Origin of the sequence: Phyllobacterium brassicacearum (assembly GCF_003010955.1) — a bacterium.
Lineage (GTDB): Bacteria > Pseudomonadota > Alphaproteobacteria > Rhizobiales > Rhizobiaceae > Phyllobacterium > Phyllobacterium brassicacearum.
The window spans coordinates 152,852-165,929 of the sequence record NZ_PGGO01000010.1 but is presented as its reverse complement, the minus strand read 5'-3'; the positions used below and the strand labels follow the sequence as shown (position 1 = coordinate 165,929).

Here is a 13,078-nt window from a genome sequence, read left to right as displayed (position 1 = left end):
TGCGTCTTGCGGGCAGGTTTGATCGGGCTCGTGAGGCGACGAGCGCGCGACTCCAGGGTGCGTAAATTCAACGTCTTACTGCGTGCCCAATGTCCGATCTGACGCCGGCACAGCAATGCAAAAGGAGTTCGATTCGATGGACGTTATTGTTCTCGGGCTAGGGATTTTGTTCCTTGTTCTGTCACTGGCTTATACCAAAGCCTGCGATATTCTTTGACTGGAAGGATGGCCGGATGACTATCGATTATATTCTCGGCGGCGCTGTGACGTTGTTCCTTCTCGCCTATCTCACCTATGCCCTTATTCGCCCAGAGCGCTTTTGATCGCATCTGACGCCAGGCCTGGAAAGCTATTCCCATGACTCTCAACGGTTGGTTACAGATCCTCGTCTATTGCGGGATCATCATCTTGCTCGTGAAGCCGCTCGGCGGCTACATGACGCGTGTTTTCAATGGCGATCGCACATTGCTTTCGCCTGTTTTTGTTCGCGTTGAGCGAGGCCTTTATCGTCTTGCCGGCACAAGCGAACGCGAAGAACAGCATTGGACCACCTATACGGCAGCGCTGCTGTTTTTCAGCTTGGCCGGGTTCATCGTTCTTTATCTTCTGCAGCGGCTTCAAGGGGGCTTGCCCTTCAACCCTGCAGGAATGGGCGCGACCGAACCTGACCTTGCGTTCAACACCGCAGTCAGCTTCGTAACGAACACCAACTGGCAGAATTATGGCGGCGAAAGCACGATGTCCTATCTCGTGCAAATGGCCGGCCTGACCGTTCAGAACTTCGTTTCTGCAGCAACCGGCATTGCCATCGCCATTGCGCTGATCCGCGGTTTTTCCCGCGCGTCGGGCACGTCGATCGGCAACTTCTGGGTCGATCTGACCCGGTGCACGCTCTATATCCTGCTGCCCCTCTGCATCGTGCTGACGCTCGTTTACGTGTATCTCGGCGTCCCGCAGACGCTCGGGACCTATGTTGATGCAACAACGCTAGAAGGTGCCAGGCAGACGATTGCCGTCGGTCCGGTTGCCTCGCAACTCGCGATCAAAATGCTTGGTACCAATGGCGGCGGCTTCTTCAATGTCAACTCAGCCCACCCCTTCGAAAATCCCGATGCCATCTCCAACCTCATCCAGATGGTCACGATCTTTGCGATCGGTGCGGCATTGACCAATGTGTTTGGCCGGATGGTCGGCAACCAGCGCCAGGGCTGGGCGATCTTTGCTGCCATGGGCGTGCTTTTCCTCGCGGGCGTCTCCGTCTGTTATTGGGGCGAGGCCGCTGGCAATCCGCTGGTCCATGCCCTTGGCATCGATGGCGGCAACATGGAAGGCAAGGAAACGCGCTTCGGTATTGCCCTGTCTGCGCTCTTTGCCGTCATCACCACGGCCGCGTCCTGCGGTGCGGTCAACGCAATGCATGACAGCTTCATGGCGATCAGCGGCATGATCCCGCTCATTAACACGATGCTCGGCGAAGTGATCATCGGCGGTGTCGGCGCGGGCCTTTACGGTATCCTGCTCTACGTGATCATCGCGGTCTTTGTGGCCGGACTGATGGTTGGCCGCACACCGGAATATCTCGGCAAGAAGATCGAAGCCAAGGAAGTCAAGATGGCGATGCTGGCCGTTCTCTGCCTGCCTTTGGCAATGCTTGGCTTTACCGCAGTTGCCACCGTTCTGCCCTCTGCGGTCGCTTCGATAGCAAATGCCGGTCCACATGGTTTCTCGGAAATCCTCTATGCCTACACGTCCGCGGCAGCGAACAATGGCTCGGCTTTCGGTGGCCTGACGGGCAACACGCCCTGGTACAACATCACGCTCGGCATCGGCATGTGGATGGGGCGGTTCTTTGTCATCATCCCGGCCCTGGCGATCGCAGGATCTCTCGTGATGAAGAAGACCGTGCCGGAATCTGCAGGCACGTTCCCGACCCATGGTCCGCTGTTCGTCGGTCTGCTGGTCGGTGTCATCCTGATTGTCGGTGGCTTAACTTTCTTCCCGGCGCTTGCCGTTGGACCGATCGTCGAACACCTCGCTCTCGGCCTCGGCCAGACATTCTAAGGAGGGAGCAATGCGCCCCAGTCATCTGCAGTTCAACATCAACCTCATGCCGGGAAACGGGCGCGAGGGGCGAGCCGCCGGGCCCGGGCCTCGGATATCCTCCTTGGCATGGCAGTGATGATGTTCATCATGTGGCTGGCCGCCTACGTCCTTTCCCACATATTTGCAGCGGCCTGAATGGCCAGTCTGCAACCACAGGAACTTCAAACTGGAGTCTCATTATGAGCCAGTCCAAATCAGCGAGCCTCATGGATTCTCGCATATTGTTACCCGCTATCGGCGGCGCCTTCAAAAAGCTGGACCCACGCAGCCTTATCCGCAATCCGGTGATGTTTGTCGTCGCTGTGGTTTCCTTGTTGACCACGGTGTTGTTTCTCAAGGACGTGGTCACCGGCGGTCAAAGTCTCGGCTTTACGTTCCAGATCATCCTCTGGCTCTGGTTCACAGTGCTCTTTGCCAATTTCGCCGAAGCGGTGGCTGAAGGCCGCGGCAAGGCGCAGGCGGATTCGCTGCGCAAGACCCGGACCGAGACCCAGGCAAAGCTGCTCTCCAGCGAGAAAGACACCGGTTTCAAGCTGGTGCCCGGCACACGCCTGAAGGTTGGCGATCTGGTTCTCGTCGAAGCTGGCGACATTATCCCGTCCGACGGCGAGGTCATCGAAGGTGTCGCATCGGTGAATGAATCGGCGATCACCGGTGAATCAGCGCCCGTCATCCGGGAGTCGGGCGGCGATCGTTCTGCGGTCACCGGAGGAACGCAGGTTCTGTCCGACTGGCTGCGTGTCCGCATCACCGCAGCAGCGGGCTCGACATTCATCGACCGCATGATTGCCCTTGTCGAGGGCGCGCAGCGTCAGAAGACACCTAACGAGATCGCCCTCAATATTCTGCTTGCCGGCATGACGCTGATCTTCGTTCTGGCAACGGCAACCATCCCAAGCTTTGCTGCCTATGCGGGTGGTGCCATTCCGGTCGTCGTGCTTGTCGCCCTGTTTGTGACACTGATCCCGACGACGATTGGTGCGCTTTTGTCGGCAATCGGCATTGCCGGCATGGACAGGTTGATCCAATTCAACGTCCTCGCCATGTCCGGGCGTGCGGTTGAAGCCGCCGGTGACGTCGATACGCTGCTTCTCGACAAGACCGGTACGATCACCTTTGGCAATCGCCAGGCTACGGAACTCCTTCCGGTCAAAGGCGTGACGGAACAGGAACTGGCTGATGCCGCGCAGCTTGCTTCGCTGGCCGACGAGACGCCTGAAGGCCGGTCGATCGTTGTGCTTGCGAAAGAAAAATACGGCATTCGCGCCCGCGACATGCAAACCCTGCATGCCCATTTTGTGCCATTCACGGCGCAGAGCCGTATGAGTGGTGTTGACATCGATGGCTCGTCGATCCGCAAGGGGGCTGTCGATGCCGTTCTCGCCTATGTCAATCAATCCGCGGCCGGCGCAGCGGTCGCCGGGGGAGGAGCGGTTGCAACAATCGGAACGCGCGCCAGCTCCGAAACCATACGCGATTTGCAGAGCATTTCTGATCAGATCGCCAAGGCCGGTGGTACGCCGCTCGCAGTCGTGCGCGACGGCAAGCTGCTGGGCGTGGTTCACCTCAAGGATATCGTCAAGGGCGGCATTCGCGAACGTTTCGCCGAATTGCGGCAGATGGGTATCAGAACGGTGATGATCACCGGCGACAACCCGCTGACGGCGGCAGCCATCGCGGCGGAAGCTGGCGTGGACGATTTCCTTGCCCAGGCCACACCTGAGAACAAGCTTTCCCTCATCCGCGATGAACAGTCGAAGGGCAAGCTCGTCGCCATGTGCGGCGACGGCACCAACGATGCACCGGCACTCGCTCAGGCGGACGTTGGCGTGGCGATGAACACTGGTACAGTGGCAGCGCGCGAAGCCGGCAATATGGTTGATCTCGACAGCGATCCGACCAAGCTGATCGAGATCGTGGGTATCGGCAAGCAGTTGCTGATGACCCGCGGTGCGCTGACGACGTTCTCCATCGCAAATGATATCGCGAAATACTTCGCCATTATCCCGGCGATGTTCCTGGCATTCTACCCGCAGCTCGGTGCTCTTAATATCATGGGACTGCAGACCCCGCAGAGCGCCATCCTGTCGGCGATCATCTTCAATGCTCTAATCATCGTTGCGCTCATCCCATTGTCGCTGAAGGGCGTCAAATACCGGGCCATCGGTGCAGCCGCTCTTCTGCGACGCAATCTCCTCATTTACGGCCTCGGCGGTGTCATTGTGCCCTTTGTCGGCATCAAGGCCATCGACGTGGTCATCACGAGCCTTGGCCTCGCTTAAAGGATGATACAAATGTTCAAACAACTCAGACCCGCGATCGTCATTGTGATTGCTCTTACGGTCATCACCGGCCTCATCTACCCTCTGGGCATGACCGGAATTGCACAAGCCGTATTTCCTCGCCAGGCCAATGGCAGCCTGATCGAAAAGGACGGCACTGTCATCGGTTCGGAATTGATCGGTCAGGCATTCTCAAGTGACAAATACTTCCATGGTCGGCCGTCCGCGGCGGGCGATGGTTACAATGCTGCGGCCTCCAGTGGCTCGAACCTCGGACCCACCAATCCGAAACTGATCGATCGCATCAGGACCGACCAGGCCGCGTTGAAGGAGACCAATCCGAATGCGGCTGTTCCGATCGATCTCGTTACCACGTCGGGTAGCGGCCTTGATCCCCATATCTCACCGGAAGCGGCCTATTTCCAGGTATCAAGAGTAGCCGGGGCTCGTGGCCTGGACGAGACACGTATCCGCCAGCTGGTCGACCAGCATGTTCAGGGCCGTGAACTCGGCTTCATGGGTGAGCCGGTAGTCAACGTTCTGGCGCTCAATCAGGCACTTGATGGCCTGGCGGCACAGTAGTTGAATAAGAGCCGGGGATCTTGGTAGCAGATCTCCGGCTCCTTCATGCGAGAAACCACAAATGCCCGACGACAGCCGCGATACCGAGAGAAGACCATCACCGGATGCGCTTCTTGAGAATGCGGAGCGTGAGACCCGCGGGCGATTGAAGATTTTTCTCGGAGCAGCGCCCGGTGTGGGCAAGACCTATGAAATGCTGATGGCGTGCCGGGCCGCGATTGCCGACGGACGGGACGTGGTGATCGGAGTAGTGGAGACGCACGGCCGCAAAGAGACCCAGGCCCTGGTAAACGGTTTTGAGGTTATTGCCCGCAGGCCGGTCAATTATAAGGACCATCACCTCGAAGAGATGGATCTCGACGCGATCCTGGCGCGGCGGCCGAGCCTGGTGCTGGTTGACGAACTTGCCCACACCAATGCCCCCGGCAGCCGTCATCCAAAGCGTTACATCGATGTCCAGGAAATTCTGGCCCAGGGTATCGACGTTTTTTCCACGATGAACATTCAGCATGTCGAGAGCCTGAATGATGTCGTTGCGCAGATAACAAAAGTACGGGTCCGGGAAACGGTGCCGGATTCTGTCATCGACCAGGCAGATGAGGTGGAAATCATCGACCTGACGCCTGCAGATCTGATCAAGCGTCTGCAGGAGGGGAAAGTCTACGTCCCGGTCACCGCCAAGCGTGCGATCGAAAACTACTTCTCGCCGGGTAATTTGACCGCCTTGAGGGAACTGGCGCTTCGGCGCACTGCACAGCGTGTCGACGATCAGCTCCTCACTCACATGCAGGCGAATGCGATATCGGGACCTTGGGCCGCGGGTGACCGGGTCCTGGTTTGCATAGACGAGCAACCGCGAGGTGCGTCCCTCGTCCGTTATGCAAGGCGACTGGCCGACAGACTTCGCGCGCCGTGGACGGCAGTCCACATTGAGACACACCGCTCAACGCGGCTGTCGGAAACAGACAGGGACCGTATCGCATCGACCTTGCGCCTTGCGACCCAGTTGGGCGGTGATGCCGTGACATTGCCTGGACGTGACGCTGCCGAAGAGATTGCACGCCATGCCAGAGAAAACAATGTCACGCACATTGTCACCGGCAAGCCCAGTAAGCCACGTTGGCGCGAGTTGTTTGAAGGGTCGGTAAGTCACGATCTGATCCGCTACGCCGGCAACATCAGCGTCCACGTCATATCGGGAAACGAGCAGGATCCCGCTATACCAAACCGCGGCGTTGCAGATGCTCCAGGCAAGAGTTTTCAGCTCCAACCCTATCTGCTCAGCACGGCGTATGTCGCAAGCGCACTCATGGTCGGCTTGCTGCTGTCGCGGGTGCTGGATGTGCGCAATATCGCCCTCGTGTTTCTCATGGCCGTTTTGGCATCGGCGGTGACAGTTGGCCTCTGGCCTGCATTGTTTGCTTCCGTATTGAGTGCCGCCGTCCTCAATTTTTTCTTCCTCGAGCCCCTTTATACGCTTGTCATAAGTGATCCGGAAAGCGTGATCGCACTGGGGTTTTTCTTCGGCGTTGCCGTGATCGCCAGTAATCTGACGGCCCGGGTTCAGCGCCAGGCTGCAGCAGCGCGCCAGCGCGCGCGAACGACCGAAGATCTTTATCTGTTCAGCAAGAAGTTGGCAGGAACCGGAACGCTCGATGATGTACTCTGGGCGACTGCGTTCCAGATCGCATCCATGCTGAAGCTGCGGGTTGTGCTCCTCTTGCCGGAACATGGTACCATTGAGGTAAAGGCGGGATATCCGCCTGATGATACACTGGTCGATGCAGACATAGCTGCCGCACGCTGGGCCTGGGAGAACAATCGGGCCGCGGGCCGAGGTGCCGACACATTGCCAGGTGCTAAACGACTTTATCTCCCGCTGCGGACTGGACGCATGGCCGTCGGCGTCATCGGTCTGGATAATGACAAGCAGGGACCGCTCCTCACACCTGAACAGCAACGATTGTTCGACGCCCTGGCTGACCAGGCAGCAGTCGCCATTGAACGAACACAGCTTGCTGCCGATGTAGACCGTGCCAAACTCGCTGCGGAAGCCGACCGCCTTCGCTCGGCGCTCCTCACCTCGATCTCTCACGACCTGAAGACCCCGCTTGCCGCGATTTTGGGGGCCGCAGGCACTTTGAAGGAATTTGCGCCCGCGCTTCCCGACGAGGCGAGGGTAGAGCTACTCTCCACGGTTATTGATGAGTCCGAAAGACTCAATCGCTTTATTGCCAACCTCCTTGACATGACCAGAATCGAATCTGGAGCGATGGAACCGAACGTCGGCCTTCATTATGTGGGCGACATCGTGGGAACAGCCTTGAGCCGTGCGAAGAAAATTATAGGTCTGCGCAAGACGGAGGTCGCCATCCCACCCGACTTGCCGATGCTGAGAGCGGATCCGGTTTTATTCGAACAGGTGCTCTTCAACCTCCTGGACAATGCCGCCAAATATGCACCGGAAGGATCTTTGGTGCGAATTCGGGCCTGGACCGATGCCGGTTGGGTCGTCCTGCACGTGATGGACGAGGGGCCCGGCATCCCCGCTGAGGATCTGGAGCGAGTATTTGATACGTTCTATCGCGTGAGAAAGGGAGATCAGGTGACAGCCGGCACGGGGCTTGGCCTGTCAATATCACGCGGCTTTATCGAAGCCATGGGTGGCACAATTACAGCAGAACGCAGGGCTGATCGTTCGGGAGCGATTTTCACGATCAGAATGCCCATACCGAAAGAAACGCCGAATCCGGAATATTCATGACCAACTCGAACGTCAAAATATTGATCGTCGATGACGAAGCGCCGATCCGCAAGTTGCTGCGGGTAGGCCTCAGTACGCAAGACTATAGTGTCTCTGAGGCGCAGAGTGCCCGTACTGCGATCGAACAGGTCCGAATTATTCAACCAGATCTCATTCTTCTCGATCTTGGACTTCCCGACATGTCCGGTCACGACCTGCTCCGGCGATGGCGCGACGAAGGGGCGGAGCTTCCGGTTGTCATTCTTTCGAGCCGGACGGATGAAAAGGGTATCGTCGAAGCGCTTGAGCTTGGTGCAGACGATTATGTGACGAAGCCATTTGGCATGAATGAACTCGTCGCCCGGATTCGCGTTGCGTTACGACACCGGCTGCAGCAACAGGGGGAAAGACCGATCTTCGAGACCGGCGGGCTTTCGGTCGATCTGGTCAAACGCATCGTTAAAGTGGACGGGAACGAGGTGAAACTGTCACCGAAGGAATATGAAATCCTGCGCGTTCTTGTACAACATGCTGGTAAGGCCCTGACCCACAGGTTTCTCCTCGACCGGGTGTGGGGTGACACGACAGACGTGCAATATTTACGCGTGTATGTGCGCCAGCTTCGGCAAAAAATCGAGCGATTGCCCGACCAGCCACAATATATCATGACCGAAACAGGCGTCGGCTACCGCCTCAGGGAAACGGAATAGGAATATGCGCATTTCCCGATTATCGCGAATGGCGCAATTTGAGAGTTGAAATGAAAATGAAACTGGCCGATTACATCGCACCGGAGGGTGTCCTTTTCGACCTCGACGCTTCGTCCAAAACAGAGGCTCTGCAATTAATGTCGGCCGGCCTGAGCAAACCTTCGGGACTTCCGGTGGACGCAATTCTGACGGCATTGCAAAAGCGGGAAAATCTCGGATCTACCGGAGTTGGGCAGGGCATCGCCATTCCGCATACACGCATTGACGGAATTGAAAAGCCGATCGGGTTGCTCGCAAGGATGAGGAAACCGATCGATTTTGAATCGATCGATGACCTGCCGGTGGATATTATCTTTGTGTTGCTGACACCGAACCGGGACACAAACAAGCATCTCAATGTCCTGGCGGCCTTCTCCAGGAAGCTGCGGTCACCAGGCGCACTCAAGCAGATGAGGACGGCCAAAGATGCGCAATCACTGTATACTTTATTTGTTTCGTTGCCGTAGTTGTACCTTCGGCCCTCAGCTCCTTTCCGGTAACTATTGTCAGGCGCGTTTGCGCTGAGCGCGATCAACGTTTCGACGCGGGCTCCGGGTGATCGTGGAAATGGAAGCTGACCCGATGGCAGCTCTGGAAGGAGAGCTCGAATCGTTCAGATCTTGCCACGGATCGGCGATGAGGCAGTCGTTGTCATCGGCGCACCACACAGCGCCCGGCAGATGATCGCTTTGAGCAATAGCGAAGTGCACGGCTGATTGCCTGTCTGCAAAAAGGCCGCCGATCAAGCGCTTCCGATCGCAAACGATCCAGCAGCCGTCCATATTGCGACCGACGAGGAAGCGGCAACACAAGTTTGAGTTGTCGTGATCTCTGAGGGCATATGCCATGATTTCTCACTTTCAGCTTCAGGCAGCCTGAAGCGCTTCAATTTGTTTTTGATTTGTTGACTTCAATCGTATCAAGCCGATCTCGGCTCGGCCTACAGCCGCCAGGCCAACGGAACAGGCTGAGGTTCGGCAGGGGTTTCGATCGAATTGAAAATCGCGTCGGTCGGGTCACTTTGATCCTGGCTGCCGGTACCGCCGAGCTGGTCCAGCGCGGATCGGATCTGCAACTCAGTCTCGGTTGATACAGGAACCAGCGGTAGGCGAAGCTCATCGCTCATGCCGCGACGATGCTTTAGCGCATACTTGACGGGGCATGGGTTTGTATCGAGGTCGAAGGCCTTCAAGACTCGCTGCATTCGCTGTTGAATGTATCGCGCGGTCGACCAATCGCCCTTTCGGCAAGCATCGTGCAGGGCAACAAAAACGTGCGGCAGCACGTTGGCGATGACGGAGATGGTCCCGGTCGCCGCCCAACAGATTGAAGGCATGGCAGGTCGCATCATGGCCGGACAAAAGGACAAACCGGTCCTCAAAGGCCCGGCGCATCTCTTCAACGCGCCTGACTTCTCCCGTAGCGTCCTTGATCCCGATGATCGTGGGGATCTCGGCAAGCCTGGCGAGTGTCTGCAACGATAGATCGACGCCGGTTCTGGATGGCACATTGTAGACGATGATCGGCAGCTTCACGCGCTGCGCAATCGCCTCGAAGTGGCGCACGATACCTTCCTGGCTCGGCCGGTTGTAGTATGGGGTTACGATGAGTGCAGCGTCTGCACCACACGATTGGGCCGCGGAAGTGTGGGCGATGGTGAGTTCAGTGCTGTTTGTGCCCGTACCCGCGATCACCGGAACCCTGCCGTTCGCAGTCTTGACACAGGTTCTGATGATTTTCAGGCGTTCGTCCCACGCCAGTGTGGCTGCTTCTCCCGTGGTTCCACAGGGGACAACAGCGCTGATGCCGGACTGTATGTGCCAATCCGACAGGCTGGCAATGGCATCATAGTCAACGATGCCGTCCTTGAAGGGCGTGATGAGGGCGGTCATCACGCCCGTCAGTCGTGAAGATTTGCTGATCATGAGTTTTCTCTTGGATTGTGTGTGTTGACGCCTGGACCCACACGATCTCGCAGGCGGCGAAGGATCGGAATCCACTTCACGTGTCAGAGCATATGAGACAGGGCGATCCAGAGTCTGAGGGTAACGACGCCTGACAGCAGCGCGCCAAGCGCCGCTAAGGTCATCAGCGTTACCCGGTGTCTACGCAGGAAGTTCGTTGCGGCCGTTTGGTTGTGTGGCAAGACGGCATTAGATGTCGTGGTCATTCCACGCACTCCTGGTTGTTGAGTACATGGGAAGAAATATCATGGCCGTCGATAGGAATTCCATTGCGGGCCCTAAGCAATGGTATCAAGAAAGTATAAAATCATTCTGCCGATAAGGTTTTGTCTGCAATACTTCTCCATCGAAATCTATCAAGAGATAAAACTATATGGGATCTTTATATCAGAGAACGTGACCTCCAATGGAATTCATATGCCGCATTACTCTATAGTATCGCCGCTAATGACCGATTTCGTAGAGATGAATGCGATGCGCGACCTTACACTTTTTCTGGCTTTCGTTGTGGCCGTGTTGCTTGCCTATTAAGCAAAACCCAGCACCAGATTGCCTGCCTCTAACACCGCCAAGATCAGGCCGAACGATGCTGAGTTGGCAGTATGGGTCTTTACTGCCTCGCTTGCCGTACTGGTGACGGCGATGGCGCTGTCTGTCTGATGTTTGGTGGATGATTCCAACCGCCGCGCCAGGCAGGAGGGCGCTGATTGCGTTGTATTTTCGCGTGCCTGCCCGCATTGGAAACGCTCCCTGACGTATTGCGGTCGAAACTGCTCGTTCGATGCGACCAATCGCCAAACTGACGTCCAATTCTCGATCGGTTATCCGAGCACCTGCGTTGCTCCCGTGCCTTGGCAAGAACCCGACAAAGGGTCTACGTTCCTGTGCGTGCACATGTGTGGAGATTTCGATGACCTCAAGTTTCAACGTCCACGATGCGGCTGGCTATGAGCAACTCATGGGCCGCTGGAGCCAAAGACTGGCGCCCCTGTTCATCGATTTCGCCGGATTGGCGGATGGCGAAAAAATTCTCGACGTCGGCTGCGGCACAGGCAGCTTGACCTTCGCGCTCGCCAGGACTGGCGATCTCAAAGAGATCGCCGCGATCGACTACTCTCCAGTCTTTGTCGCGGAGGCGATCAGGCGCAACACCGACCCACGCATAAATATCCGGCAAGCGGATGCTTGCGCCTTGCCTTTCGAGGACGGCATGTTCGATCGTGCCCTGGCGCTGCTCGTGCTTCACTTCGTGCCAGAGGCCAGCAAGGCAGTCGCCGAGATGCGTCGTGCAGTTCGCCCGGGCGGTATCGTAGCGGCGGCCGTTTGGGACCATCTCGGTGGAATGCCCGGCATGCGCATGATGGTCGACACGGTGGCGGCACTCAGCGAAGGTGGGCGCCAGCTGCGCGCACGCTATTGCTTCCAGCCCATGATGCGACCAGGCGAAATGAAACAGACTTTTGTCGAACAGGGTCTCAGGGACGTTACGGAAACCCAGCTTATGGTCCGTATGGACTACTCAAGCTTCGACGATTACTGGGCGCCAATTGCCGCAGGCGAAGGGCCGCTTGGCAAATACGTGGCCACGCTCGACGCCGACGAACGGGCGCGGGCCGACGCCGCTGTGCGCGACGCCTACGAGGCCGGGCAGCCCGACGGCCCGAGGTCTTTTGCCAACGTCGCCTGGGCCTGCCGGGGCACCGTGCCATGACCCGGCGCCTGGAACGCGTCCACGGTCATTCCGAAATTGGGACGCCGGGGGTGCCAAGTTTGACTGCAGAGCCGCCCCAAGGGTTACCTCCAATTCTTTCGCCGTTCTAATTCCGCTTCTGATGGTTGTTCGAATGCAAATGAACCGGTCATGACCTGGCCGCCGCGAACATATTTGTTGATCGTAACGCCGGTGCCGGAAACTTTCGAACTGACGAGTTTCAAAGCGGTTGGGTTGGTACCTTCACCGAATAGCTTCTTGCCGCTCCCAAGGACAACCGGAAAGATGAAAACATTCAGCTCATCGACGAGTTCATTGCTGAAAAGGGTTTGCAGGAAGTCAGTCGAGCCTTGCGTTAACAGATCCGGTCCTTCCTCATTCTTCAGGTTATTGACTGCTCCGGCTGCGTCAGGGCCAAGGGGTTGGCTGTTCTGCCAGCCGAGTTTCAAGCCCGGATTTCGTGTCGCGACATACTTTGCAATGCGATTGAACGTGAAACCAATTGGATCGTCGGCGCCTGCATAGGGCCAATGTGCCGCGAAAATGTCGTACGTCTTTCGGCCGAGCAGAAGGTCAAACGGTTTCTCAAACATTTCACCCACCGCTTCTCCCAACGTCTCGTCAAAATAAGGAACGAGCCAGCCGCCATACTTGAAACCACCAACAGGATCTTCGTGCGGCCCGCCTGGGGCCTGCATGATTCCATCAAGGCTTACAAATGCCCCAACAATAACCTTTCTCATTTTTCACTCTCCTCGGTCGTTAAAGTCATGTTCCTACACCAAGAACGTCCGGGGTTGACCAATGCCGACAATGATCAAGAGAAAATATCGAAGCCCACCATAGCGGTTGGTCTTCGGAGTTGGGACTCCGCACGGAGGGGTAGCGGTTGCTGACCGGTGCCTATTCTATTGAATTGCTTTGGAAAAACACTGCAGCTGACC

The 13,078-nt window shown here is 57.1% G+C and carries 11 protein-coding genes and 1 pseudogene; 8 read left to right on the top strand and 4 right to left on the bottom strand.

Annotated elements, in window-relative coordinates; translation table 11 throughout:
• The first annotated feature begins 233 nt into the window (after positions 1-233).
• From CU102_RS15050 to CU102_RS15020, 7 genes are all read left to right on the top strand, one after another.
• Positions 234-323: a K(+)-transporting ATPase subunit F gene (locus CU102_RS15050; protein WP_106711914.1), complete on the top strand. Its 90-nt coding sequence runs from the start codon at positions 234-236 to the stop codon at positions 321-323.
• A gap of 34 nt (positions 324-357) precedes the next feature.
• Positions 358-2,061 carry a potassium-transporting ATPase subunit KdpA gene (kdpA, locus tag CU102_RS15045; RefSeq protein ID WP_106711913.1) on the top strand — a complete coding sequence of 568 codons (1,704 nt, stop codon included), beginning with the start codon at positions 358-360 and terminating at the stop codon, positions 2,059-2,061.
• A gap of 221 nt (positions 2,062-2,282) precedes the next feature.
• On the top strand, positions 2,283-4,385 hold the full coding sequence (gene kdpB / locus CU102_RS15040) for a potassium-transporting ATPase subunit KdpB (RefSeq protein WP_106711912.1): 2,103 nt from the start codon (positions 2,283-2,285) through the stop codon (positions 4,383-4,385).
• 12 nt (positions 4,386-4,397) lie between these two features.
• Positions 4,398-4,967: a potassium-transporting ATPase subunit KdpC gene (gene kdpC / locus CU102_RS15035; RefSeq protein ID WP_106711911.1), complete on the top strand. Its 570-nt coding sequence runs from the start codon at positions 4,398-4,400 to the stop codon at positions 4,965-4,967.
• Between the two features lie 61 nt (positions 4,968-5,028).
• A complete protein-coding gene (locus tag CU102_RS15030) occupies positions 5,029-7,731 on the top strand; it encodes a sensor histidine kinase (RefSeq protein WP_106711910.1) in 2,703 nt (900 codons plus the stop codon).
• Positions 7,728-8,420 carry a response regulator transcription factor gene (locus CU102_RS15025; protein WP_106711909.1) on the top strand — a complete coding sequence of 231 codons (693 nt, stop codon included), beginning with the start codon at positions 7,728-7,730 and terminating at the stop codon, positions 8,418-8,420. Before CU102_RS15030 ends, CU102_RS15025 begins: the two co-directional genes overlap by 4 nt.
• Before the next feature lie 56 nt (positions 8,421-8,476).
• Positions 8,477-8,926, top strand: coding sequence for a PTS sugar transporter subunit IIA (locus tag CU102_RS15020; protein WP_106711955.1), 450 nt, complete (start codon positions 8,477-8,479; stop codon positions 8,924-8,926).
• A gap of 473 nt (positions 8,927-9,399) precedes the next feature.
• Here the strand turns inward: CU102_RS15020 and CU102_RS30840 are convergent, their stop codons facing one another.
• The 3 genes and pseudogenes from CU102_RS30840 to CU102_RS29885 all read right to left on the bottom strand — a co-directional run bounded on the left by CU102_RS30840 (position 9,400) and on the right by CU102_RS29885 (position 10,629).
• Positions 9,400-9,795 (bottom strand): dihydrodipicolinate synthase family protein, encoded by a 396-nt coding sequence (locus tag CU102_RS30840; protein WP_245520343.1) that lies wholly within the window; start codon positions 9,793-9,795, stop codon positions 9,400-9,402.
• 37 nt (positions 9,796-9,832) lie between these two features.
• A pseudogene (gene dapA / locus CU102_RS30835) lies at positions 9,833-10,351 on the bottom strand (4-hydroxy-tetrahydrodipicolinate synthase); the annotation flags it as partial.
• Between the two features lie 116 nt (positions 10,352-10,467).
• On the bottom strand, positions 10,468-10,629 hold the full coding sequence (locus tag CU102_RS29885) for a hypothetical protein (protein ID WP_166648428.1): 162 nt from the start codon (positions 10,627-10,629) through the stop codon (positions 10,468-10,470).
• Positions 10,630-11,333: 704 nt separating this feature from the next.
• Between CU102_RS29885 and CU102_RS14995 the strand changes: the two genes are divergently transcribed.
• Complete coding sequence (locus tag CU102_RS14995; protein WP_106711906.1) at positions 11,334-12,134, top strand: class I SAM-dependent methyltransferase; 801 nt, start codon at positions 11,334-11,336, stop codon at positions 12,132-12,134.
• An 83-nt stretch (positions 12,135-12,217) separates the two neighbouring features.
• On the opposite strand, the gene CU102_RS14990 is transcribed toward CU102_RS14995, so the two are convergent.
• Complete coding sequence (locus CU102_RS14990) at positions 12,218-12,877, bottom strand: dihydrofolate reductase family protein (protein WP_106711905.1); 660 nt, start codon at positions 12,875-12,877, stop codon at positions 12,218-12,220.
• Positions 12,878-13,078 lie beyond the last annotated feature (201 nt).